Here is a 26,764-nt window from a genome sequence, read left to right as displayed (position 1 = left end):
TTGCATAGGCACTATCTTTAGTAGTAACAATATATTTACCTAAAGCCTAGATTACAATGCCTAATTATTAAACTATTTAAGTCAAAAAACGTATCGGTGCTCACAGAAACAAAAAAGCGTGACGTAAACCCCCTTTACATCACGCTTGTTTTGGCACTTTATGGCTGATATTCGAATACTTCTTCAATAGAGACATTAAATACATATGCTATCTTGAATGCTACTTCGAGCGAAGGTGAGTATTTTGCAGCCTCGATCGCCATAATCGTTTGTCTCGTAACACCCACTCGCTCAGCAAGCTCTTTTTGTGTCATTTCACCGCTCATAAAACGCAGCATTCTGATTTTGTTTTTTATTGATAAATCAGCCATACACAGCTCCCAAACGAGCTTTGACGAGCTGAGTTCCATAACCGACCAATTCAGCCAGCAAAAATGCAATCACTAAAATATGAAGTGGTGCAAATGGTAGTTCAAAAAGAAGCGCTTGCGACCAATTTTGCGCTTCGGCAGAATACTGGAAAATAGAGATACACACACCAACCTGAAGCACCCAGTAGGCAGGTTTGCACCCAGATAGCGCAATCAATTTTTCACGTTCATCTAACGGCTTATCCATATCTTTATCACTAACAAAGCTCAGTAGCAGCTGACCTGCAATAGATGTCACGATAGAAATAACAATCACCTTGAGCAACAATCCTGATACCCAACTCGGATCTTGACGTAACTGCTCTGTAGCCGCTGTTATTTCGCCTAAATAAAAATACAAGATATAACCTGTTACCAAAAACTCTATCGCAATCGTTAAGTCACGGAAACTCAACGAGTCTAAAAACGCTTTAATCTTATTGTTGCTTTCCATGTTACCCTCACTTTACTCAAGGTTAAGTATTCTTTACATTAAAAGCGTAAACTTTGCTCAACCACAAGTCAAACATTTTTTACTTTAAGTAAAGTTTAAATAACTAACCTGAACTCGGGATAAGAAGTTAGTTATTAAACTAAAATACCTAAGCTCAAAAGTGTAATATCACTCTAGCCAGAAGTTATTTCTTAATACAAGGCAAATTTGTGCGTCAATAGCTGGCCTATTGCAAGCAAATTTAACGCAGTAGTAAGGGATAACAGCTGCTAGAGAACAAGTTGTTATCCCGGATTCAGGTTCACTAGAAACGTTTTCGAAACTCGCTTGGTGTTAAGCCCATACACTTATTAAACACCTTACGGCAGGCTGTCGTATCCTCGTACCCTACCTGGTGCGCAATCCAATCAAATGGCTTGCTCGTGCTTTCTAATAAATCACACATTTTCTGCACCCGAAACCGTTGCAGATATTGATTTGGGTTGAGTCCGAGCACCTTAGCAAAACGTCGCTGTAAGGTTCTTTGCGTAAGTAGAGCGATATCAGCCAGTTCTGTAATTGAAATATTGCGACCATAATGGGTGTTAATGTATTGCTGGGCGCGCAGCACAGCATCGTCACCATGTTGAAAGTTTGGCTGAAATTGATGATAGTAGCTCTGCTCCCGCTGAGCCGTATCTACGACAAGCGTTTTGCCTAACTTGCGCATGACTAAGTGACCGCTATATTTTTTGACTAACTCTAATCCAAGATCAAGCCATGACATCATGCCGCCAGCCGACATAATATCATTGTGATCAATTAAAATTTTCCGCGTATCGATAGGCTGGTTAGGAAAGTGCCGTTTAAATGCCTCAGTTAACCCCCAATGCGTGGTAAGTAAGCGCTGATGACTTAGCCCCGAGGCCGCAAGTATAAAAGCCCCCGCACAGGCAGAGGCGATAACTGCACCTTGTTGGTGCTGCTCGGTTAACCAAGCAAGTAATTGAGGTTCAGGTTTGAGGTAATAATCAGAACTAACACTCGGCGGCAATAACACAATATTGTAATCCCCCTTTACAGCACCACTGAAGGTGACAACATGTGTTGTAAAGCGGGTATCCTGTGACTCTTCGATACAAATTCTATCTGCTAGAAAAAACAGCTCTTCTAGACCATACACAGCCGACTTCATCGCATAAGGATAGTGACAAATCGCCACTTTGATTGGTTTCATCTACGTTGTCGAATTTGAACTCAAAAATGTCATTTTAGACACTCCAGTCAAAATTACAACTCCAGCACAATACCTCTGTAAATTAACTAACGAGGTAAAAAAATGAACAACAGCGCACTATTGGTGATCGACATTCAAAATGACTACTTTCCTGGAGGGCTTTTCCCGCTATGGAATACCAAAAATACACTAGCAAACATCAATTCAGCTATCAAAAAAGCAGCAGAGCAAAATATGGAAGTCATTTATGTCCAGCACATAGCTAATCCAGAGCAAGGAAAAGCACCATTTTTCAATGCCGACACAAGCGGTGTAGATCTTCATAATGGCCTACGCCAAGCGCGAGAAAACGGCCACCATATCGTAAAGTCCTATGCCGACAGCTTTGAGCAAACCTCCTTAAACGATTTGCTCCAATCTAAAGATATCGACACTTTATATATCTGCGGCATGATGACGCAAAACTGTGTAACCCATACCGCGCTATCGAAATCGGCGGAGCAGTACAATGTCTACATTCTCAGTGATTGCTGCACTACCATAGATGAAATGATCCACAAAATTGCACTCAACGGTGTTTCAACACGAGTACCTTTGATTGCCGTGTCGCAAATGTAGCCCATGCTCGTCGTGATAAATCACGACCTACAAATCCAACGTAGATCGAGGTTTACATCGACACAAGCAGAAAAACCAAAAAGGCTGGATTGACCAGCCTTGATTTGAGTGACATCGAAATGAAAAGGGACTAATTAGCCTGCTGCTTATAGGCTTGTCGATAAGCGTGAAGTAGCGGCTCGGTATAACCATTGGGTTGAACTCGGCCTTCAAATACCAAAGATAACGCTGCTTTATAGGCGAGGTTTTCACTAAGCGGTTTATGGTCATTGAGCATTGGTTGGTAGAGGCTGTCACCTTCGTTTTGACCATCTACTACAGCCGCCATGCGCCTAAAAGTTTTTTCCACTTGCTCTTCGCTACAAATGCCATGATATAACCAGTTAGCGATATGCTGGCTTGAGATCCTAAGCGTTGCTCTGTCTTCCATTAATCCAACGTGATTGATATCAGGCACTTTTGAGCAACCTACGCCTTGGTCTATCCAGCGCACCACGTAGCCCAAAATGCCCTGCGCATTATTGTCTAATTCGGCTTGAATATCCTCCGCAGACAAATCGTTTTCTAACATCAGCGGGGGCGTGAGTAAGTTATCGAGCGATGCTTGCTGACGTGTTTTTATCTCAAGTTGACGTGCAAACACATCCACATAGTGATAGTGCATTGCATGGAGCGTTGCTGCGGTAGGAGAGGGCACCCACGCAGTATTAGCACCGGACTCCGGATGGCCTTGCTTTTGCTCCATCATCAGCGCCATTTTATCTGGCATTGGCCACATTCCTTTGCCTATTTGTGCCTTTTTCCTAAAACCGGTTTTAAGGCCAATATCCACGTTTTGATCTTCATAGGCCGCTATCCAAGACTGTCCTTTAATTGCCACTTTGGGCAATACAGGGCCCGCCAGCATTGAGGTATGAATTTCATCGCCTGTTCTATCCAAAAAGCCAGTATTGATAAATACTACACGCTGCTTAGCGGCAGCAATACACGCTTTTAAGTTTACCGAAGTACGGCGTTCTTCATCCATAATCCCCATTTTAATGGTATTTTTGGGTAGCGAGAGCAGCGCTTCAACTCGGCTAAATAGGGTATCAGTGAAAGCGACTTCTTCAGGCCCGTGCATCTTTGGCTTCACGATATTGATACTTGCTGCCGTCGAGTTTTTAAACGGACTATTACCTTGTAAATCATGCAGCGCAGCCGTGCTTGTCATGATGGCATCTAAAATCCCTTCGAACTGCTCGTTTCCTTCTGCATCCAGTATCGCTGGCGTTGTCATTAGGTGGCCAACATTGCGCACGAACATCATAGAGCGACCTTTTAGTGTCATACGCTGGCCTTGTGTATCTACGTAACTTCGGTCGGCATTTAGCGTCCGAGTCAGCGATTGACCTGACTTTTCGAAGGTCTCACTCAAGCTCCCTTTCATCAAGCCTAACCAATTTTGATATACCAATACTTTGTCTTGTGCATCCACCGCCGCAACTGAGTCTTCACAATCCATAATTGTCGTAAGTGCAGCCTCAAGGACGACATCTTTGATCCCAGCTTTGTCTGCCTGTCCTATCGGATGGTGTGGATCAATTTGGATCTCAATATACAGATCATGATGACGCAGCAATACCGCGCTTGGATTTTGTGCCTCCCCCTGATAACCCACTAGCTGATCAGGCTTTTGCAGTGCAACTTGGGTGCTGTCGTTGAGTGTAATCACCAAATTGCCGTCTAGAATCGCGTAGTTCGTACTTTCTATGTGAGAACCTTCAGCCAACGGCAGTGCTTTATCGAGGAATTGCCTAGCATAAGCCATGACTTTAAACCCACGGTTCGGATTATAGGCTTGAGTACGCTCAGCACCATCCTCTTCGCCAAGAACATCCGTTCCATAGAGCGCATCATACAAAGAGCCCCAGCGCGCATTCGCCGCATTGAGCGCAAACCTTGCGTTACTGACAGGCACCACTAACTGAGGACCGGCTGCGCTCGCAATTTCAGGCTCTACATGTTCGGTTTCGATGGCAAAATCTTCAGGCTCAGGCTGCAAATAACCGATAGATTCAAGAAATGTCCGATATTCTGCAGATTGCCAATCAGGATGAGAGAGGTGGTAATCGTCAATTTGCTGTTGCAGGGTATCGCGTTTGTTGAGTAACGCTTGGTTTTGCTTCCCAAGTTCCGAAAAAATATCCACTACGCCTTGCCAAAATTGATTGACCGCGATCCCCGTACCGGGAAGTAAAGATTGCTCAACAAACTGCGCCAGTGGAGTCGCAATTTGGAAGCCTGAATGAGTGACATACTTGCTCATGGAGAGTCCTTGATTAACATTTTTTGAACGGGATAGATCAAACATAAAACAATTTTTGGAAAAACGAACCCCTTTTCCCATTCACAAAAAATATACTCGTAATAATAACTATAAATTTAAAAAATCTGATTTATCGGCCTAGTGTTTAATTAAGCCCGCAGCCAACCACTCTCACACCGGTTGGTTTCGTGTAACAAACAACCAGAATTTAATTTGATTTATAGTACCCGTTCAAAGGAAGCTAATTATGTCTCAGTATCAAACTCAGTTAGATCATTTCTCTAGTCTATGCCAAAGCCAAGGAAAAACTTGGCAATCTATCAGTCCTGAGTATGCCAGCCGTATGCACCTACAAAACCGTTTTAAAACCGGTTTGGACATTGCAAAATACACGGCAAAAGTGATGCGTGAAGACATGGCAGCGTACGACGCAGATAGCAGCCAATACACGCAATCGCTTGGTTGTTGGCACGGTTTTACCGCGCAACAAATGATGATGGCAGTAAAGCGTCACAATAAAACCACAAAACGCTCTTACGTATACTTAAGTGGCTGGATGGTTGCTGCACTGCGCTCAGAGTTTGGCCCACTACCTGACCAAAGTATGCATGAAAAAACAGCGGTTCCAGCTTTGATTGAAGAGATCTACACCTTCCTCAAGCAAGCCGATGCGCGAGAGCTAGATCATCTCTACAAAGATCTTGATGCAGCGAGAGCAAAAGGCCAAGATACAACAGAGATCCTTAGCAAAATCGATAACTTCGAAACCCATGTAGTGCCTATCATTGCTGATATTGATGCCGGTTTTGGTAACGAAGAAGCAACCTACCTATTAGCTAAACAAATGATTGAAGCGGGTGCTTGTGCAATTCAAATCGAAAACCAAGTATCGGACGCAAAGCAGTGTGGCCACCAAGCAGGTAAAGTAACGGTTCCCCATGAGGACTTTTTAGCTAAGATTAACGCTGTACGATATGCTTTCCTTGAGCTTGGTGTTGAAGATGGCGTTATCGTCGCACGCACTGACTCATTGGGTGCAAGTTTGACGCAAAAAGTGCCAGTATCAAAAGCGCAGGGCGACCTTGCGAGCCAATACACCAGCTATTTAGACACCACGCCAGTTACCTCGGCCGCTGACTTACAAGAAGGTGAGATGGCAATTAAATTGGGTGGCGAACTGCAAAAGCCAGTTCGCTTAGACAACGGTCTATACCAGTTCAGAGCAGGCACGGAAAAAGATCGTGTGGTACTAGACTGTGTAACCAGTCTTCAATCAGGCGCAGATCTATTGTGGATTGAAACCGAAAAGCCAAATATCGAGCAAATTGCCGAGCTAGTTAACCGAGTTCGCGAACAGGTGCCTAACGCTAAGCTTGTGTACAACAACTCGCCATCGTTCAACTGGACATTAAAATTCCGTGAACAGGTATACCAGCAATGGCAGGAGCAAGGTAAAGACTTATCGGCATACCCAAATCCAAGCGCGGATGCAAAAGTATTGATGGCGCCAGAGTTAGACGCAACCGAGTTGGCAGCCGAAGCCGATCTACTGGTGCAAAACTTCCAGCGAGACTCGGCAAGAGAAGCGGGAATTTTCCATCACCTTATTACACTGCCAACTTATCATACAGCAGCACTCAGCACTGATATTCTGGCTGAAGGCTATTTTGGTGACGCGGGTATGCTTGCCTATGTGCGCGATGTGCAACGACAAGAAATCCGTCGCGAACAAGCATCAGTTAAACACCAAGACTTGGCAGGCTCTAATATCGGTGACACGCACAAAGAGTATTTCTCTGGTGAGAACGCACTCAAAGCAGGTGGTGAAGCCAACACCATGAACCAGTTCTAAACACTGGATTTAGATAACGACTTATATAGTTCCCTAATCAGCAAGGGCCGTCAGGCCCTTTTATCTATTGTGGATCAGATTTTTACTAGCCACTGGTAACTGAGATCACGTATTTACCAACGTCAGTTATTCAGATCATATTTTTACTAACCTAGACTTATTTGAGATCAGAATTTTATTAACTCAACACCTAACGATCCCGATCTTTACAGTAAAGATCTAAGATCCAGACAAAAAAGAGCGCATTTGTGACTTTTTTCACTTTCACAAACCAAAATTTTACTAACTAAACCAGCGACAGGTCACATTTTTACTAACTTACTTAGTAAAATTTTGTTCTGAGTTTATTTTGACTAAAAATCAAAATATGACTAACCTCAGATTTATAAGCACTTCATTCTGCTGTAAACCCCCTTTACACTTTCCATATTTACCCCACTTTTCCATGTAAAACTATAAAACTGATTACAGTACATTAAAGTTGATACATGACCCCCATTAAGAACTTAATAAAAGCAGTAGCACTGCTTACAGCGATGCATTGCCAGGCCGGGAATACAGTTATCAAGGAAATAGAAGATTTAGAAAAGGCGGGCAAATACACCGAAGCCTTAGTTAAAATTGAAACGGCCAGCGTCAGTGAAGAAGAAGAAACGCGATATCAAGCGATTTATTTGCAGGCCATGATTTATCGAAAGCAAGACTTATATGAGAAATCAATATCTACCCTTAGCTATATCGAAAAGCAGTTTTTCCTTACCGAAGCGCGCAAGTATGATTTATACAGAGAGATAGGCATTAACTATCGTAACTTAAGCCAGCTTGAGCAGGCTGAGTCTTTTTACTTAAAAGCGCTCGCTTCAGCCGAAGCGATGAACAAGTCAAGTTTAGTGGCGCAAACCTATAATAATCTAGGTGTTGTTGCCGACCACAGAAATTTGCTTGCGCAATCTATGCAATATCATTTAAAAGCCTATGAATTACTAAAAGGAACTGATCAGTACGAAAAGCAAGGGGCTAATTTTTACAATCTTGGTGATATTTCTGTGCGTATGGGGGATGAGGAAAATGCAGAGTATTTCTTCCAACAAGCTCTCGTTGCAGATAAAGCTTCAAAAGAATTACGTAATGTCGCAGGCACGGCCCTTCGCTTGGGAGAGCTGAAGTTTAAGAACGGTAAAACGGACGAAGCATTAGCGCAAACAAAAGAGGCCATTGAATTTCTAAAAGAACTCAATGCTAGGGTTTCACTCGCTAGGGCATATCGCAACTCCGCATTGATCCATATAGCCAAAGCAGACTTAGACAATGCCCTAGCGGATGCACTTGCAGGCATTGAATATGCCACTCAAACCAGTTCAACGCTGCAACAATTTTACGCCTACCTGACGGAGTTAGAAGTTAGGCTAAAACGCAAAGAATTAAACAAAGCAAAAACACTACTCACCAAGCTGGACGCCCTAACCGAAATTGAAACGGCAGAGGTGCTGCTCGAAAAATATCATCGCCTTAAAGCGATAACGCTTGCTGCACATCATGAATACGCCCAAGCTTTTCAATTTATGAAGTCGACTTCAGAGCTACAGACTCAACTTCATGAAACATTACTCGAAAAACAAGTAAGTACCTATAAAGCCAGTATTGACGCGCTTATTCAATCTCAACAACTGGAGCAAGCACGCTCTGCACAAGCCATAACCGAGATTAACTTACAAAATGCCAAGCTATCCACACAAATGTGGGTGATCACTGCAATCTCGACCTTTTTAGCTGGATTATTTCTAGTCGGATTTTTTGTCGTCAAACATAGAAATGCGGCGCTAAAAGCAAAAATGTATCAATTGAATATTGAGCATAAAGATAAAATGCTGGCCGATATTTCCCACGAGTTACGCACGCCTCTCAGTGTCTTAAAACTCCATATAGAAGCGATGGAACACAATCTTATTGATGACAGCACAATTGCATATGCCAAGATCAACAACAAGATAAATCAGCTAAATGAATTGATCTCAAACGTATATCAATTGTCTCAAGCAGATCATGACGCACTTGTGATCCATCCTCAGCAGCATGGCGCGAAAACGGTTATCCAAAGCTATGTGTACGATATTGAAAGATTAGTAACAAGTAATCAGCTGCAATTTATCGCCGACATTCACGTCGATGATATGAGTATTTACATTGATAAACCAAAGCTGGATAGGGTTATCGATAATCTTGCTAAGAATGCATGTTTATACACAGATAAACCCGGCAAGGTCAGGTTTAAAGCAGTAGTCAATAAACAAGGACTATTTCTACAAGTAGATGATAGCTCGCCAGGCGTATCTGAGGCCGAGCAGAACAAACTGTTTGAGCGCTTGTACCGTGTCGAAGCGTCGAGAAGTCGTGCAACAGGAGGCTCTGGTCTTGGTTTATCTATTTGTAAGAGTTTAATTGAAGCGATGAATGGAAAAATCACAGTGAAGTCAGGGAAATATGGCGGTTTATGTATTCAGATAAACTTACCTCACGCGGTAGATGTATCAGCATAAAGTACCCGCATAAAATGTGAGTTGATATTAAGTAAGTAAAGTACAAAAGGCCAAGCAGATGCTTGGCCTTTCGTCTTTCTAAGCAAGCTTAGAATCGGTAGCTGATATTGCCATACACAAAACGACCATCGGTGTTATATGCCGAGAACGCAGAGTAAGGAAAGATCTGGTTAAACGTTGTATAACCAATATTACTAACAGTATCTTGTGGATATTGATCAAATAGATTGTTAGCGCCTACAGCAAACTTCCAGTTGTCACCTAGGTTATAAGCCACTTCTAAATCAGTGATCCATTTAGCGTCTAATACTTCATCGCCCTCTACTGCGCTCGAAGAATCTACCGTTTCACCATAGCGTGTGGCACGTAATGTCGTCTGCCAATCGCCAAATTGCCAAATTGCAGCTAGGTTCCATTTGTCTTTTGGTGTCCCATCTTCAAATCGTGCAATTTCACGACGAGCAAAGTACTCATAGCTGTCACCAAGGGCTTCAAGCTCAGCAGGGTTTGCTTTTACATGCGTCACTTCAGTGTCGTTGATGTTTACCGCGGCACTTAAACGCAGATTACCGTAGTCGGCAAGATCAAAACTGTACGTTGCCACGATATCCACACCTTGAGTACGCGAGTCGATAGCATTAGTGAAGTACCTTACGCTTTGCGTATTGAGCTCACCCGCTTGCTGCAAAATATTAATGACCTCGGGACCACCTAAGTTCTCAGAAAGGACAATGCGATCGTCGATGTCAATTCGATAGGCATCCACAGTAAATGAGAACGCGTCTAGTGTGTAGACAAAGCCCGCCGTCATATTGACCGACTCTTCCGGTTCAAGCTCTCGAGCACCCAGCGCTTTTGCAGCTGGCGTATCAACAGGGAAGTGGCCAACTTCACTCGGTACGCCATTTTCAAATACCGTAGCAATTGATTTATAGGACGTTTGAGCCAAAGAAGGCGCTCTAAAACCTGTGCTTACTGCACCACGTAGTGAAAAGTTATCCGACACCACATAGCGCGAAGCCAGTTTACTGGTGAAGGTGCTGCCAAAATCACTATAATCTTCAAAGCGACCCGCCAAGACGACATTCCAGTCCTGCGTTAAGTAGGTATCAAACTCTGCGAATAAAGCGATGTTATGACGAGATTCATCGACAGCACTTGCTGGTGAGAAACCAGCAAGCACCTGCGCACCGCCAGCTGCAACGGGATTGCCTTCTGCATCAAGCACGGTGAGGTAAGACGCTTCTTCACCGACTTCAATTTCATAGGTTTCGCGGCGATATTCTGCACCAATCGTAAAAAATACGTCATCCGGTAAGCCCAAATCCAATGCCGTTTTAGCATCAGCATTCACAAGCCACTGTGAATAAACTAAAGCGCCGTTATTAAACTCAGTCGGGCTTGTTACCCCCATTGAAGTATTCAAACTATTTACGACACCCAAGGCGAAGTCATTCACACCATAGTTTGTACTGATATCGTAATCCCACTCACCTTGAGTGCCTTTTACACCAACCGCAAAAGAGTAATCATCTACATCGCTGACGATTTGAGGTAAGAAACCATTTGGGTATACCGCAGTTAAGTTGCGGCTGTCATTTGCGCGACGATAGAAACCACCGGAGTTTCCTTCACGTGTTGAGTAGCTACCAAATGAATAAAGTTCGGTTTCCGCATCTAGGTTGTAACCTGCATTATAAAATAGTGCAAAGTCTTCCACTTCGGCTTTACCAAAACGGTGGTTGTAGCGATCGAATGAAAACTCTCTTGAGTCAAGTTGACCATTTTCATCACGAGCATATTGCTCTCTTGGATCGAAGCCTGAACGATTAGTTGGTTTTTTATCTCTATATTCGGCAGATAGGTTAATAAAACCATCATTACCTAAAGCAAAACCAACGTTGGCACCAATTGTTGTAGTACCACCATCATTACGCTTGCGGTCATCTCCTAATACAAAGTCTAAATCGCCCGCAGCGTTTGCACGGGTTTGTAATAAGTCAGGGACACCAGCCATCTGTGTATCGTGCTCACCATAGGTCACACTAATACTGCCACCTTCTTCGGCATCTTTAAGCACAATATTAATAACGCCAGCAATGGCATCTGAGCCGTATTGAGCAGCAGCGCCATCACGCAGTACTTCTATACGCTTAATCGCGGCAGCTGGAATGGTATTTAAATCAACCGCCGTTGAACCACGGCCAACGGTACCATTTAAATTCAATAATGCGCCGGCATGACGACGTTTACCATTTACCAGCACTAAGGTGTGATCCGGTGCTAAACCTCTAAGCACTGCCGGACGGGCGTGATCCGTGCCATCCGCCAGCGTTGAATTTGGGAAGTTAAAACTAGGCACTAGAGTTGTTAGTACTTGGCTTAGCTCCAGCTGACCTGTACTTTGCATATCTTCTAAAGAAATCACATCTACCGGCACCGTGCTCTCGGCGACACTACGAAGACTTCTTCGCGTACCAGTGATTTCGATGACTTCAACACTTTCTTTGGCTTCAGTGTTGTTACTTTCGGCTTGCGCATGAATTGAAATAGTTGAAAGAAGCGCGGCACCGACAGCCAACGAGATTGGCTTGCGAACAGCGTTTTCCAGCTTGTTATTAATAAATTGCATAGTTTGTCCCGTGAATATGTTGAACGCAGAGTCTGTAAAAGACCGATTACTACTTAATTTAGTCAATATGAAGATAAATCAAGACTGAATAAGGTACCCAAGTAAATAACACAAAATGCGGTACGATACCCATTCGACTTATGACCAAAATGTTGGTACTTACTAATTCAATACCAGCCTAAAATTAGGTCACTATCATAAGAAAAGACGCGGATTTTAGAATTATTCTTTCATCAATAATAAAGAATTTTTTGATCTACCTTATACCTCATAAGGGCACTGGTCTGATGTTTGCCCACTCCATCTTTACTCCACATTGAAACGCTTAAATACCAGTATGCAGAAACGGAGAGTACCAATGACACAACGGACGCTAAAACATGCTGAATGGTTGAAAATTGTTGAATCTAGAGCGAGCCAGCAGCAACTTCAAATAAAGCCAAAAAATAAACTATCACCTGCTGTGATTTGGACTTTTGTACTAGCCACTATTATTTCACTGGTAAGTGCATGGGCATTTGTTACCGAAACGCCTGAGGCACCCACTCAGCAGCTTAGTAAAGAATCCCAAATGCGTATCAACCGCTACTTTACCAAACAGTATATGGTTGGTAGCTGGCAGTTCTCACATTTAAAAACCAGTAAAGATGACATCAATGTGTTTATCCGTATCCCGACTAAACTTGCATTAACGGGACAGGCACTTAAGGGTTATATCGAGCAGTCACTATGCCCACCGGCCAGTAGCAATGTTTGGCGTGATGTCAGCCAATTTGCGCTTTATATGCACTTGTATTCGGATACGCCACGCCACAGTGACTATGCCAAGTGCAAGGCACCTTAATCATTTCAAGTTAAATTCTTTTATCTTTCGTTCAAAGGCCCAATGGGCCTTTTTTGTTTTTGGATTTCAAGGGTTATTTCGAGCTATCGTGGTTGCCAAGCTGACTTACCGGCTCGAGCTCAAGTTTAGCTTTTTCTTCGAGTTCTTCGGGTAGCTCCTTGACTACGGCAACGCCTAGTTCTTTAAATTCAGAAGCTTGCTTAATTAAGTTGCCTTTACCCATATATAACTGAGAAAACGCTCGCTCGTAGCTCTCTTTTGCTTTATCAAGCTGTTTACCCACCCCTTCCATACTATGTAGGAAGCTATTGAGCTTGTTATAAAACTTCTCAGCTCGAAGCGCCAGCTCTCTGGTATGCTTGCTTTGCTCCTCAAAACGCCATAACTGTTTAACGATATTAAGACTGGTTAAAAGCGTTGTTGGCGTTGCCACCAATACATTGTTTTGTAAAGCCTCCTGATAAAGCGTTGGCTTATGCTTAACCGCCTCAACAAATGCGGATTCCACAGGGATAAACATAATGACCACCTCTGGGGAATTAAGACCAGGTAAGCGCTCATAAGATTTACTACCCAACTCTTTGATCCGTGCAGTGATGGCTTCGGTGTGTGCCACTATGGCTTGATTCGCTTCACTATCGGTTGTGGCATTAATATACCGTGTATAGGCATTCAATGAGGTTTTAGCGTCAATTACCAGATGGCGGGATTGCGGTAAGTAAACCACGACGTCAGGGCGAAACTTGCCTTCGTCAGTATTAAAGTTTACTTCTCGCTGATAGTCGTAACCCGGACGTAGCCCAGCGCTATCAAGCACATTTTCAAGCATGAGTTCACCCCAATTACCTTGTGCTTTCTTTTGCCCCTGTAACGCAGTGGTCAAACGATCTGCTTGCTCAGTCATGGCTTTATTGTTGGCTTGTAAGTGCAGCAATTCAGTTTTTAATGACGCCCGTTGCTTAAGCTCTTCACTATGAATGGCTTCCATTTTATCTCTAAAGCCCTTTAACTCACCTTGTACTGGCTGCAGCAACTGCTGGATTTTTTCTTTACTTTGGTGACTAAAGCGCTCGCTTTTCTCATCAAATATTTGATTCGCGAGATTGTGAAACTCTTCTTTAAGCTGGACTTTCGCTTGTTCAAGCTGCGCAAGCTGTTGCTCAAAGCTTAGTTGCTTTTGCTCCAGCAAGGTTTGCAAGTTGGCCATTTCAACCTCTAACTCATGAGCATGTACTTGAATTTCTTCCTTGGCATCGAGCTCTCGCTGCCATAGCTGCTGATATTCAGCAGCTTGCCGTTGACGCTCAGCTAATCTCGCTTGCAATTGCTGCTGTTGGCCATGACTTTGTAGTTGCTGCGCTCTTAATTGCTCAGCGAGTTGCTCGGCTTGGCTTAGTTGCGACCTAAGTACTTGCTCGGAGGCGAGTTGCGTATTGAGTTGATTTTTGAAAGTGCTGCGTATGACCCAAACAACGGGGAGCAGGGTAGCCGCACCGCCTGCAAATAGCGCAAGACTAAACCATGCAGGCGTATTGGAGAGCATTGACCAAAGCATATTGAGATCTCATCGGTTCTTCTACTTTGATAATACCTTAGATATAAATTTCAATCACTTAGTCATTCAGTGATCTGTTGACCATTGTAGCGATACCCGGCGCCATATACCGACTCTACAATTTTCGGAGATAAATCTAATCCTTTGATTTTCTTTCTGATATTTTTAATGTGGCTGTCGATTACGCGATCCGAAATATCAAAGTTATCCGGTTGAATATAATCAAGAATTTGCTGTCTTGAAAAGACACGGTTTGGTGCATCATATAAAAGCGCAAAGACGTCAAACTCAACTTTGGTTAAGCCTAATGTACTGCCATTCAGTTTAACCGTTAATTCTTCGCGATTTACTTCGATAGGCTTTTGATACGCATTGGTATTTACACAACGACGTAAGATCGCTTTCATGCGCATCACTAATTCAGCGGCGCTAAAAGGTTTACATACATAATCATCTGCGCCGACTTCTAAGCCCTTTAAACGGTCTGCTTCTGCCACTTTGGCAGTCAGCATCACAATAGGTACTTCAGAAAACGTTCGAATTTGACGCATACACTCTACGCCATCTTGGTTCGGCAACATGATATCCATCAAGATTGCATCAGGTTGGTTTAACTTTACCCAAGGTACAACTTCTGCACCGTCTGCAATATGAAACATTTCAAAACCGGATGCTCTAAAAAACAACAGCACCTGCTCTGCAATATCTTGGTCGTCTTCGACGAGCAAAATTCTTGATGGGGTAGACATAGGATTTATTTACTCTTTGCTTTTAACTTTTTCAATTGTTGTCTAACTTGACGCTTTAACTTGTCTGAAAGCGTGTCATCGAACAGTAACATGGTTAGTATACTAGACAAGTCTTCTGAACTCGCCACTTCATTAAGTAGATCATAGTCTGATTCTGATTGTGTCTCAATAAAGTTTAAGTGTGAAATTGTCGCATCGTAGCAAAGCATAACGTTATCCTAATTAGTCTATGGCGTTTCTCCGTTGTAGCTATTAAAGCGCGAGATTATGGAATAAAAATGGAGTGAAAGATGTTTTAGGGCCTGTTGACCTTTGCTGTTTGATTTTTGTTCTTCTGAGTGTGTTTTGATCGCGACGCTCGACTTGCCGCCTAGTAATCTAGGCAAAAGTTGAGCAACAATGAACAAAGCGCACTCAGGTGAACCCAAAGGGCAGCGCTTGATTGGCATTTTCTCTGTGTTGCCCCACAAGGATGTGGGGTAAGGTGACTTTGCAGGAGCACAAAGTCTTTATCGCCAGACTTACATAGAATGACTATGCTACGCAGGCTCTGCCTTGTATAAATACCAGTCAAACTGCTGCAAAAATAAACTTGAAAGATAAACAGGCCCTAGAGCCAGAAAAAAGAAAAGCCAACTTAATTAAGCTGGCTTATTACAATCAGTAACAAAGGGGGAAAATCAACATATGCCTACTGTTTCAACAATGTCACAACAAGCACTATCATAGACCTTCACTTTTGTTGATTAGTTCCAAATTATTTTTAATTTTTTATAAGCGCTAGCATTTGCGACTCATCAAACTGACCAAGATTGACACCAGACTCAGCAAATAGGGCGTCAACAAGGGCTTGTTTATCGCGCTGCATCTTAAACACTTTCTCTTCGATAGAATTCGCCATAATCAATTTGTACACGAATACCGGCTTATCTTGGCCGATACGATAGGCCCGATCTGTTGCTTGATTTTCTACCGCAGGATTCCACCAAGGGTCGAAATGGATAACCGTATCTGCTTGAGTCAAATTCAAACCAGTTCCCCCAGCTTTTAGGCTTATCAAAAAGACATTGCACTTGCCTTGAGTAAACGCCTCAATGGCTTTATCCCGTTGCCTTGTCTGCCCTGTCAGCATAGTGTATTTCAACTGTTGCTGTTGGCACTGCTCAGCAATGAGATCTAACACGCTGGTGAACTGGCTGAAGATAATTATCTTACGGCCCTCACTGAGTAGCACAGGCAGGTGTTGTGCAAGCCACTCAAATTTAGCACCATGTTGGTCGGTCAGTGATTTATCAACCAATTGTGGGTGACAGCAGATCTGACGTAACTTTAACAAGGCATCGAGGAATGCCAGCTTGCTTCTTTCAACGCCTTGCTCCTGAAATAGATTGAGTAACTTGCTTTCTACTTGGTGCTGAACACCCTGATATAGCTTATGTTGTTCATCAGAGAACTCTAATTCTTTGATGAGTTCTGTCTTATTGGGTAGCTCTTTCACTACCTCAGCTTTGGTACGACGAAGAATAAAAGGTGCGATCAGCGATCTGAGTTCTCGAGCTCTAGGGCGATCTTGTTCTTTTTCAATTGGGATCTGGAAGTGTTGCTTAAACTGCTGCTTAGTACCCAGCACATCAGGCATGACAAAATCGAGCAGCGATTTAAGCTCGAGTAAATTGTTCTCTACCGGTGTGCCACTTAAACAAAGTTTGAAACGCGCGGATAGGCTCTTTACGCATTTAGATATTTGTGCGCTTTCGTTTTTAATATATTGCGCCTCATCCAACACAATAGAATCAAAATCAAGCCCTTTATAATACGCCACATCGCGCTTAAGTAGCGGATACGTCGTTAGAATAAATCGAGCACCTGATAAGTTAGTGAGTGCTTCCTCTCTATTGGAGCCATGAATAATAGTGAGAGGTAGATGCGGTGCGAAACGTTTAAATTCGTCACGCCAGTTCCCCACTAAACTCGTCGGACAGACAATTAAACTTGGTTGTGTCACCAGCGTATTGTGCTGAGAAATAAAGTAAGCAATTACCTGAAGCGTTTTTCCAAGGCCCATATCATCGGCCAAAATGCCACCTAACTGATGACGATTAAGAAACTTAAGCCAGTTAACACCTTGCACTTGATAATCTCGTAGGGTAAAGCTCTGTCCTTCACTGGCTGGGATCACGTCAAGATTTTCTATCGGTTTATCTAGCTCAGCGAGATACTCAAGTAGCTTTTGATCGTCTGAGTCGGCATGAATATGCGTCAGTTCAAACAGCTTTTTGGCATACGACAACGGAAATTTAAATTGTGAGCTCGAAAGGTAATAACTAAACCGAGATTTCAGCTCCAGCAATTCATCAAATATGGATTTGCTAATGGCATAGAACTGCTCGCCGATTTCGACGTAGCGATATTCATGGGCGAGGTTGTTAAGCTCATGAACCGGATGCTTATCCCAGTTGAGCGTAACGGGCTTGTCATCTAACATCACCTTTCCGAGCACATGATGTTGCTTATCTCGTTTAAGGCTTAACAGCACTTTAGGTGTAACAACGAGGCCATTGCTTGGCAGCTCGTCAACAATCCAACGTTTACCTTGTAAAAGCGGCCTGATCTCCCTGTTAAACCAATGGACTTCAACGCCATCCTCAGTTGGTAATAAAAACTCGTCGCCCTCATGGACAAAGCCGAGACCTGTGAGTACCTGCTCCAGCCTTGCTAACTGCTTTTTCGTCGAGCCTTTTCCAAGTGGCTCAATTGCAAAGCGAATTTTATTTGGCCTATCTAGTTTTATAAGCTTAGCAACATTAGATTGCTTACTCGCTAACTGCAAAAACCCTGCAGGAGGCGCAATGACATCATCCGTAAAGATATCTTGGAAACGTGCCATTACCTGCTCTAGCTTTTCAGCCGTAATGGTAGGCATGGTATGAAGGTGGGCGATTTCCTGCGCGGTAAGCTCTGACTCAATTCGGCCGACGACCAAGTTTTCAGTATCTAGATACACCGGAGGTTCGGTTTTAATCAAGCGCCAGTGTTCAACATTCGCTAGGCGGCTTTTCAGTTGGTATTCATTGCCTTCTTGATGCCAGTAAAAATCTAGCGTTTGCTTGTGCCCAAGCTCCAAAGGTTGGCGCTGGTTGCGATAAAAACAGCGATGGGTATGTACAAGTTGTGTGAGTGCATTAAAGCCCCAGGCGCCAAATAGCTCAAAATGACCCGGTGTATTTTGCGAGCGGATCCAGCTAAATAAGCGAAAATCATTTTCTAATAAACCAGCAGGAGCGACCTGACTATTAAGCTGCTGCTCAGTTAACACTCGACCTAAGGGGTAAACACCATCGGGTCGATTTGGCGATACCTTAGGGCTTACAAGGATTTCGTTTGCTCGAGGCTCTAACACGAAGAGTAAAACGTTTTCCGCGTCTGCTTTATCGACCTGCTGCAACTGCCCGAGTTCATTAAACCAGTCATTAACCAAATAAGCCTCACCAAAACCGCCAGAATGTTCGATTTTAAGTTTGAGCAATACCGCGGCAATGTGCCGACATTTAGGATTATTTGAACAAGAGCAGTTTGCTTCGACCGAAACGGTACCTTGTGATTGGTTTATTTTGATGTGCTGAGTGAAGGTATTGCCGTAATTTCCCAATACCTGCGCATCGATTTGCGCAAAGTTTTCGCTGTGTTGAAGGTAGCAGACTTGTTCGTCTTTCAAATACTCCTTAGCTTTCGCAAGTAAAGCTGAATTGAAGTACTGACGAAGAAAACGTTCAGACAAGGGAAATTGATTAGCCTGCTCCTGTTTGATTTCTTCAAATAAGGCGAAAAGTTGCTCTTTAGATAACTGCGAAGACATTAAGTGCACGTCAAAATTAAAATAAAAAGCCAGTATATGAAATTAGTGATTTGAGCTAAAGAGAGAAATGCGAGAAATTCGCTAAAAAAGGACTGGTTGGAGGTCAACTGACTAGAAAAAGCGCCGAGTTGCTTGATAATTCAACCAACGCGGCAATTTTTGAACGAACCTTAATTATAACTGCTAAGTAATTTTTGCAGTTGTTCCAAACGCTTATCAGTCAATACTCGATTATCTATTTTCACGGTAACATCACCGCTTTTAAGATTTCTTTGTACTCGAATGTAGTCGTTCTCTAGCATGGATTCAACACGTGAGTCGCTACTTCCGAAAGTAGTCAAGAATTTGGTGATCTGAACAGCACGTTTCTCATCTGACATCTCTTCAGTCATAAAATCTTGCGCTTTAAGTGCAGCAATTTGCTCTGAAAACTGTTCAGGTTGTTCTTGTTTCGCAGTGATGAGCTTTTTAGCCGCTTCACGGCCTAAATGATTCGCCGTTGGATACAACTGCAATACTTCGACCGGAATGCTTTCATAAGCTTTCAATGCGTCTGCGATAGCTGTGTGAGAAACACCTTCCACGGCAGCGATTTCTCGATACGATCCTTTTTGGCCTTGTTCGATCAAGTTATGCTTAGTATCAAAATAGGCTTTGCCCAATTCCCAAAGGCTCGGGGCAATATATTGATCGGAAGATACCGCTAATGTTTTTGCATCTTCGTCACTAAAGTCTTTCGAGCTCAACACCACGTAATCTGCTTCGGCCAGCAAACAGGCTTTACGGCGTCTTGAGCCTGATAAAACGTGAAGTTTGCCATTGTGTTGCCAGCATAGGGCAGGGTGGAGATTTCGCTTATCTTTTTTAATGGCAGGTAATATATCTGCGACCGCTTTTTCGCTTAATAAGGATTGCTCGCGGCGATTCTGCCCATAAACTGTGGTTTTACTCTCAATTTCGCTAAACGGCACTACTTCACAAGTCAGTACTATAGTTTTTGTCGGATCGCTTGGCGCAGGCATAGTAACCACATCGCCTACTTTAGCCTGATCTAAAAGATCGTCGAGGCTACTGCCTTCAACCGCAGTAGCAAAAGGATCTATTCGTGTGTCATTTTTACGTTTTCTAGCCATTATTAATACCTTTTTATTCTGCTAGCGAGGATTGTGTTGAAGGCCAATTTGAACGGATCAGCATCTCTAATTCATCAACCACGTCTTTGATATTTTCTTGCGCTTTTAGCAATGCTTCACGACTTGCCAAACTATCTGAAGTCTTTTGGTCAAAAATAGTGTTAAACGATGAAGAGCTCGCTGTAATTGCAGAACTGTGATTGATTGGGTAGCTCATTACTTGACGGCCAAAAGCACTACGTACATCTTTAACAATATCGCGCTGAGAATGGTTGCCTTTAACATAGTTAGTGACTAAAAATTGCATAAAGTCCCAGCCTTCATGACCAAGAGCTGCAACAGTATGATATATCTCACCAAGACGCTTCAGGTATTTATTATTAGCGTCGAAGTCTACGGCTTCTGGGTGTACAGGTATTAACATAGCCGTAGACGCCATCAATGCGTTATAGAACATAAAATTAAGTGAAGGTGCGGTATCTACTAGGATAATATCAAACTCGTCTTGTACAGGCTCTATAACCTTCTCTTTAAGCTTATGATAATGGCGTGTCTTTTCGTAGCTTGAACTTTCTTTTAGCTCTGTTGCTGTTTCGTGTTCAAAGTAAAAGTCATCCATACCAGAAGGTAATACGCGAATATTTGGAATGTGGGTTTCTTGGAATGAATTAGAGACAAGATCTTTCCATGTTTCACCTTCATCTAATTCAATGCAATCTCTCATCAGATCGCCAACTGTGATCGGTTCATGATCATTAGATGGAAAAAAGCTTGATGATGATCCCTGTGGATCAAGATCAATGATCCCGATGCGATAGCGCTTAATATTAGTTGTAGCTAGTGCTGCTGCAATATTCACCAAACTTGTTGTTTTACCACAACCGCCTTTCAAACTATTAATCACGATAACTTGTAATTTATCGCTAGACTTTCGTTGATCAGCATTTACCCCGAGAACATCTGCCATCGCAAAGATATTTGCTAATGTGTATGCATAATGACCGTTTGCGCCTTTCTTTATATTGATGGTATCAAAGTCACCTTGGTCATGACGTCTTTTGAGTGTTCTATTATTTACACCAAGTAGATCTGCGGCAGCTTTTTGCGTGTAAGTTCTAAGCTCTTTTTCTTCAGTTTTAAGATGAGCTCTATAATGTTGAATACGACCAGCAAGTGATTGTTCTGCTACTTCTGCTGTAGCTTTTAAGAGCCGGTACGTTGATAGCGCATTGTTATTTATAGACATACACATTATCCTTTATTTGATAACGATTATTATAATGTCCATATATTTTGCTGTAAACACAAAAAAACAAAGACATTTGTAATTTTGATTTACATCTAAGTATAAATAAGAAAGTTTAGATATGGTTAAATATATAGGTATTAAAGGCTAAGGCAAAGAAACTATGACCTATCCAACTGTTTTACATCATTTTTTTTAATTTTTATAGATCTACTTTTTACTAGGTTAAGATCAGATCTCTTATAACTCCGAGATCGAAATTTTACTAACTACTATTTCAAAAAGATATATATAAACAACTTATGCACAGAGTTGTTCACAGATGTGATAGTGGAGATCAATTTTTTACTAAGTAAGATCAAATAGTTATGCACAGATGGTATAAGATCAAGTGCTTTAAGGTATGTATAGATCTGATCTCTACCTAGCATAGATCAGATCTTTACTAATTAATGGTAGAGTTTTCCACAAGGACGTCTGGTTTGTCGTTGTAATTCCGCTAAACAGGCCTTAAACAAAGGTTTTTCAGCGTTAATTTCACCTCTGTTAGTAAAAGCTTGATCTGAAAATAGCCCCTAGTTAGTAAAAAAATGATCCTAACAAAAAAAGTTACTTCGGATCACTTTTTTACTAACTTTAATCATTAACTTTTTCTGTCGAATATGTTGTTATTAGACGTCATGAAAATTTGGAAGTAAAACAATGAGCCGGAAGGTGAACATCTCTGTTGACAATTTGCCCGATTCACTTCGTGGACAGATCCATGGTGTAGAAAGTGCAATCGATAACGAAAGTTTGGCGTTGTTTACGGATAATAAAGATGTTCGAGTATCTTTAGAAAATGCTGCCCATGGGTTAAGAGCTTATTCTAACACCTTTAATCATTACGATTTATGGGGACGCTTTGTTCGTTCGGGACATAAAAAATTACCGTTAGAAGAAGCGCCTAAAAAAACGATCGTAACGAGGAAAATATCTGAAAAAGTAGATGGTATTCTATACGAAGGTGAGATAAAAATTACGCCTGCTGTTGTTAGTACTAAAAAAGATGGTGATGACGAAGAGTTTTTAGTTTGGCCATCTGACCGAGAAGAAAAGGTTGAGCGCGCGCTGATCCGTCTAGCTTCTAAAGGCAAGATTGTTAAAATAAATTTTAAGTCCGGTATTCAATACGCAGTTATTTTTTCGATGAACGAGCTTGCTCAAGAATTAAAAGCTGTTGGTCAATCAATGCCTTATCCACAAATTAAGGAATCTTTGGAAGCCCTTCAAGGTTCTAAACTTTCGTTCAAATATACGGCTACAGATACTAAAAACCCAAGTATTGATGATTCATTTTACGAATCAAACATGAACTTTCTGTCGTCGCTACACTTTAGTGGCAAAAAAGGACAGGGCGGGAACATAAAATGTGTTGCATGTTTAAATGCATTTGTTCATAACATGATCGATAACTTGGAGTATAAAGGTTATTACTTCAACAGTGCTCAAGAGTTAAAACGTGGTTTATCTCGTTGGATGATGCTACGTTTGTATCATCTATGGCGTTACGCAGCTCCAGGTAAAACTTATCATTTTCGCCTAATTTCAATTATGGAAAAATACGGCTCAATTTATTCTGATGATGAAATTACAGAGAATAAATTGAAGGCACTTCGTCGTGATATGACCACAACAATGAAAGATTTGATCGAGAAAGGGGCGATATCCGAATACAATATTTCAAATGTTAAGGATGAAAAGTCCGGAAAAATCGTTGATTATGTGTACGAAATGCACCCATCTGCTCAATTCTGTGACGAGATATTGGCTCTCAATAAACACCATAAACGTATCGAAATTCAAGGTGGAAAACGTATCGTTGAAAATGTTGAAGTAATTGATGAAGATACGTTAGAAGAAATCGTTAAAAAATAAGATTTCTTGTTTTGGCTAGAATAGTATTTCTAGCCAAAATAAAGAACTTTGATATCAAAGCTAATTTCTATCCCAACGGCGAATACTTTCCAACCGAAATTTATCACTATCTAATTCTTCAAAACGAAGCAGTCTAAAGAGCTAAAAGCCTTCTTAAAAATTTTCTGCGGTGAAAAATACTGACATCAATAAATCTTGAAACTACATCAGCGGATCAAATTAATTTTTAATCTTTGGGAGAGAACAAGCATATCAATAATTCAAATCTTCCTATTTAGAACAATCGAATAGAAAAAATTTGTTATCCGATAGTAGTTAATTTATTAGTGATTTCTAGATACGAGTCCGTGGTCGATAAGCTATTCCAGAGCTTAACACGTAATGATAAATCAAAATTTAACCTGAAGAAATTTAGTATTTAATCTGTGAAGATAACGATTTTATCATAGTCTTTTAATACCAATTAGTCTTGATACTTGTTCAATTTGAAGGAGCAAATCTGATGCTAACTGCGTTAAAAATTTCTCATTTAGAACAACTAAATAGCAAAATTCCCGCCTTGCCTACATGGATGTAAGTACTTTGGCGATAACTGGACGCAGTAATGGTGTTATCGACAAGATTTTCTTCGCCTCAAAAGAGATCACTTAATTAAGTTAATTGGTATAAGTTTTAAAGTAGATAGAACACATCATACAATAATGAGGATAAGTCAGTTAGCACTGGCATGGACTACGGTAATTCAACAAGATTATGTTAAATTACGTACTATCGTTAGATTCCGTATGAATTACCTTATTATTACTCAAATCTTTCTAAATAAATTCTATCGACTAGAAAGTTGTACTCTCGCTTTCTTGGATGATCATCTTTTTGTGTAAAATGACTTAACTCTCCAAGTTTAGTGTCTGGATGCGGGTTAAAGAGTATAAATGGAAGTGCGGCACTTACATGATAGCGATTTTGAGCTGTATATCTCACATTCACCTCAGGTGTTACTCTGGTTGGCCTTCTAATTCTGAGCTTTGCATTTTCTGATAGACTAGAAACTCTATATTTTTCTTGTTCTACTAGCTGTTGCCACTTTTCCTGATCTATCATCCTCGGATTTGAATAAAGTGAAGAGCGATTCAACATCTCCATAGCAAGTTCTTTACTCAAAACTCTGGTTGCATGTTTTTTCATCCAGGTAAATCGAACGGAATAGGGAGCTGTGGATTCGCTATGTATTTTTCGATAGGCTGCCAAAGTCATTAAGTTAGGAACTGCACTATGAACAGCTTCGAATCTGGCATCATTGTTAGAAATTTCCAAAATAGCATTTTTAAAATTTTCTTTGGCAAGATTCACTGCATTCACCCTAGACTTGATAACTTCTTTAGGGTCATTAACTAACAAAAGTCCAGGAAACCTTTGCAACAACTTTCCGCTTTCTCGGTCGTTTAAGTAGAGGTCGCGATAAGCATCTAAACATTTAGAGAGTGCTTTTTCACCTTCTATTTTTTTAACAGTTATATTTGTTGGAGCGGTTTCTTCATCTTGTTTTTTGATATCAGGCAGTTCATAAAATATTGCCTTTTTTATATCGGCTTCAGTCAGTTCATGGCATAGCTGATTAATATGTTCGTTAAGAATATCGAAAGTTGAACGTATATTAAATTTATTCATTTGTATGATGTGTTCTTGTTATCTCTTTTATATTATACCAAAAAGAATGAAATCTCGCTAAGCGATTTTACTATTAGTCCCTAATGGAACAAACTAACAACATCATTTGCACTAGACCTGCATTTGCTGAATTAAGTTGGATACCTTATTAGAATATCAGTTTGAGAAGTTAGATATCTGATCAATGATTCGTGAATATTTTAGTGATGAGGTATATGCCTATTACTTATAAAAGTATGATGTGTTCCAATTGATGTATATAAATTATATCAGAAATATTCTGTTAGCTCATATTTATCTTCACTTATTAAGCTTTTATTCGGAGCGTCTAGGTTTTTTGAAAAATAAAATATCTGCTAGTAAATTTTAAAATAGGAAAGTGATTCTATGTCGTCTTGATGAAATTGCTAATTAGTTTTGTGGAGTTGAAATTGCCTGACTTCACTTTGTATGATGTGTTCCTTTAAGATAGACTAAATTATATCAAATTTTTTTAGATTTCTCCTATAAAATTAGATTTTTATCAATTTTGAAGGGAGTTTCTAATGGGCGATACTATCAGGCTAAAAAGCAGTGGCTAGTAACCACTCAGAATAACAATGCTACTTGTCAGCTTTTTGATTAATTTTTAAATTCAACGCTGATTTTATATTCATGAAAAATATGTATGATGTGTTCCTTTCCCCTCGCGATAATACTCTTTTTTATAAATTAAAGTCAACTTTTGATACTGGCAGAGCCTTCTTCTTGTTCAATATTTTAGTCGTGAAAAACAATAGTAAGTGCTCACTTATTTTGTTTCGACCGAGCACTTTTCCGTAGGCATGAAGGTTTAATAAATTCTAGTTAGGCCGGAAAGGGAAGATAATAGATGGTTAGTAAGTGTGTACTCACTTTGCAATAATCATCATTTGGGATCCTTCAAAGGGATTGACTAAATTATAGAGTAGAACACTGAGTTTAATTTTGCACTTTCAAAGAGAACAAGCGTACCACTTCTTTTTCTTGGCTATGAATCTTCGAATAACATCCGCACTTTTGTAGCCATACCTGACTAAAACACGAAGACGGTTATAGTACAAGTTTCTTTTGCTACATACACATGTTCAGTTCGGAATTGCAACACTAATAACTAAACCAGCTACTTCAGTGATTGCTTACTATTATTCAAACTTCGCCGGAATAAATACCCATATCAATGCCGTACTCAATTTATAGCGAAGTTAAAGTAACGGAAAAACACGAGTAGATAGAAGACACAGCACCTGTACTTTTATTATTTAAATATCATATAGTTCTTACACCTGAATTCATGGTCCGATCGTCAAAGAACAAAGTAGACAGAGATCTTTTCAAGCGTCTGAACAGCTTATTTGCGAACGAGTCAAGCTAGATTAGCTAACTGTTCATGGAAAAATATCTCTGAAATTAACTGGCCAGAAACTAGCGAGAGTTTTGGAAATGAAAATAGCTATTAAGCGAGTAACCTTATGCCTAATTATATTAGGCAAAGTAATTATCTGTAAGAATAAAAGCTGTTGTGTTAGATATCAAGAAAATAATGAGGGGCAAGAGTAAACTCAGTAGTTCTACGTAATCAATATCACCTTTTTGACAGTAGAGCTTTATTTTTATCTAGTGAGCGCGAATTCAACTCCGAAGTGCACCACTCGCTAAATTAAGCTGCTTTACGTAATTCATTGAATACTACAGCAGGCTGTTTATATCCTAAACACTTTCTCGGTCTGGCATTTAATGTCCGCTCAATA

The 26,764-nt window shown here is 41.1% G+C and carries 18 protein-coding genes; 5 read left to right on the top strand and 13 right to left on the bottom strand.

Features of this window, described 5'->3' with window-relative positions; translation table 11 throughout:
- Positions 1-158: 158 nt before the first annotated feature.
- From MHN30_RS18400 to MHN30_RS18390, 3 genes are all read right to left on the bottom strand, one after another.
- Positions 159-371 carry a helix-turn-helix transcriptional regulator gene (locus MHN30_RS18400; protein ID WP_239360663.1) on the bottom strand — a complete coding sequence of 71 codons (213 nt, stop codon included), beginning with the start codon at positions 369-371 and terminating at the stop codon, positions 159-161.
- A complete protein-coding gene (locus tag MHN30_RS18395) occupies positions 364-864 on the bottom strand; it encodes a hypothetical protein (RefSeq protein WP_039495350.1) in 501 nt (166 codons plus the stop codon). Before MHN30_RS18395 ends, MHN30_RS18400 begins: the two co-directional genes overlap by 8 nt.
- Before the next feature lie 304 nt (positions 865-1,168).
- On the bottom strand, positions 1,169-2,080 hold the full coding sequence (locus MHN30_RS18390) for a helix-turn-helix domain-containing protein (protein ID WP_039495349.1): 912 nt from the start codon (positions 2,078-2,080) through the stop codon (positions 1,169-1,171).
- 102 nt (positions 2,081-2,182) lie between these two features.
- Here MHN30_RS18390 and MHN30_RS18385 point away from each other — a divergent pair, with 102 nt between their 5' ends.
- Complete coding sequence (locus tag MHN30_RS18385) at positions 2,183-2,698, top strand: cysteine hydrolase family protein (RefSeq protein WP_239360661.1); 516 nt, start codon at positions 2,183-2,185, stop codon at positions 2,696-2,698.
- 130 nt (positions 2,699-2,828) lie between these two features.
- On the opposite strand, the gene MHN30_RS18380 is transcribed toward MHN30_RS18385, so the two are convergent.
- Positions 2,829-5,006: a malate synthase G gene (locus tag MHN30_RS18380; RefSeq protein WP_130165583.1), complete on the bottom strand. Its 2,178-nt coding sequence runs from the start codon at positions 5,004-5,006 to the stop codon at positions 2,829-2,831.
- Positions 5,007-5,253: 247 nt separating this feature from the next.
- Between MHN30_RS18380 and MHN30_RS18375 the strand changes: the two genes are divergently transcribed.
- Both MHN30_RS18375 and MHN30_RS18370 read left to right on the top strand, forming a co-directional pair.
- Complete coding sequence (locus MHN30_RS18375) at positions 5,254-6,858, top strand: isocitrate lyase (protein ID WP_239360659.1); 1,605 nt, start codon at positions 5,254-5,256, stop codon at positions 6,856-6,858.
- A gap of 488 nt (positions 6,859-7,346) precedes the next feature.
- On the top strand, positions 7,347-9,395 hold the full coding sequence (locus tag MHN30_RS18370; RefSeq protein WP_239360656.1) for an ATP-binding protein: 2,049 nt from the start codon (positions 7,347-7,349) through the stop codon (positions 9,393-9,395).
- Between the two features lie 88 nt (positions 9,396-9,483).
- Here MHN30_RS18370 and MHN30_RS18365 read toward each other — a convergent pair whose 3' ends face one another.
- Complete coding sequence (locus tag MHN30_RS18365) at positions 9,484-12,027, bottom strand: TonB-dependent receptor (RefSeq protein WP_239360653.1); 2,544 nt, start codon at positions 12,025-12,027, stop codon at positions 9,484-9,486.
- A gap of 358 nt (positions 12,028-12,385) precedes the next feature.
- Between MHN30_RS18365 and MHN30_RS18360 the strand changes: the two genes are divergently transcribed.
- Entirely contained in the window at positions 12,386-12,871 is a 486-nt protein-coding gene (locus MHN30_RS18360) for a hypothetical protein (RefSeq protein ID WP_039495343.1), read from the top strand.
- Positions 12,872-12,944: 73 nt separating this feature from the next.
- On the opposite strand, the gene rmuC is transcribed toward MHN30_RS18360, so the two are convergent.
- The 7 genes from rmuC to MHN30_RS18330 all read right to left on the bottom strand — a co-directional run bounded on the left by rmuC (position 12,945) and on the right by MHN30_RS18330 (position 21,410).
- Entirely contained in the window at positions 12,945-14,426 is a 1,482-nt protein-coding gene (gene rmuC, locus MHN30_RS18355; protein ID WP_239360651.1) for a DNA recombination protein RmuC, read from the bottom strand.
- A 62-nt stretch (positions 14,427-14,488) separates the two neighbouring features.
- Positions 14,489-15,175: a response regulator gene (locus tag MHN30_RS18350; protein WP_222244656.1), complete on the bottom strand. Its 687-nt coding sequence runs from the start codon at positions 15,173-15,175 to the stop codon at positions 14,489-14,491.
- Positions 15,176-15,180: 5 nt separating this feature from the next.
- Complete coding sequence (locus MHN30_RS18345) at positions 15,181-15,384, bottom strand: hypothetical protein (RefSeq protein ID WP_010376203.1); 204 nt, start codon at positions 15,382-15,384, stop codon at positions 15,181-15,183.
- Between the two features lie 18 nt (positions 15,385-15,402).
- On the bottom strand, positions 15,403-15,624 hold the full coding sequence (locus MHN30_RS23935; protein WP_130165577.1) for a hypothetical protein: 222 nt from the start codon (positions 15,622-15,624) through the stop codon (positions 15,403-15,405).
- 314 nt (positions 15,625-15,938) lie between these two features.
- Positions 15,939-19,031: a DEAD/DEAH box helicase gene (locus MHN30_RS18340; protein ID WP_239360650.1), complete on the bottom strand. Its 3,093-nt coding sequence runs from the start codon at positions 19,029-19,031 to the stop codon at positions 15,939-15,941.
- Positions 19,032-19,201: 170 nt separating this feature from the next.
- Positions 19,202-20,164, bottom strand: a complete 963-nt coding sequence (locus MHN30_RS18335; RefSeq protein ID WP_069019168.1) for a ParB N-terminal domain-containing protein — start codon at positions 20,162-20,164, stop codon at positions 19,202-19,204.
- 13 nt (positions 20,165-20,177) lie between these two features.
- The gene (locus tag MHN30_RS18330; protein WP_017216876.1) at positions 20,178-21,410 is read right to left on the bottom strand and encodes an AAA family ATPase; all 1,233 of its coding nucleotides are present in this window, start codon (positions 21,408-21,410) and stop codon (positions 20,178-20,180) included.
- Between the two features lie 702 nt (positions 21,411-22,112).
- Here MHN30_RS18330 and MHN30_RS18325 point away from each other — a divergent pair.
- Positions 22,113-23,327 (top strand): hypothetical protein, encoded by a 1,215-nt coding sequence (locus MHN30_RS18325; RefSeq protein WP_017216875.1) that lies wholly within the window; start codon positions 22,113-22,115, stop codon positions 23,325-23,327.
- Positions 23,328-24,128: 801 nt separating this feature from the next.
- On the opposite strand, the gene MHN30_RS18320 is transcribed toward MHN30_RS18325, so the two are convergent.
- The gene (locus MHN30_RS18320) at positions 24,129-24,995 is read right to left on the bottom strand and encodes a DNA replication terminus site-binding protein (RefSeq protein ID WP_222244662.1); all 867 of its coding nucleotides are present in this window, start codon (positions 24,993-24,995) and stop codon (positions 24,129-24,131) included.
- Positions 24,996-26,764: the final 1,769 nt, after the last annotated feature.

It is taken from the genome of Pseudoalteromonas sp. OF7H-1 (genome assembly GCF_022347825.1).
GTDB classification, from domain to species: domain Bacteria; phylum Pseudomonadota; class Gammaproteobacteria; order Enterobacterales; family Alteromonadaceae; genus Pseudoalteromonas; species Pseudoalteromonas maricaloris.
The sequence above is the reverse complement of the archived record's forward strand: the minus strand, read 5'-3'. Positions and strand labels throughout refer to the sequence as shown.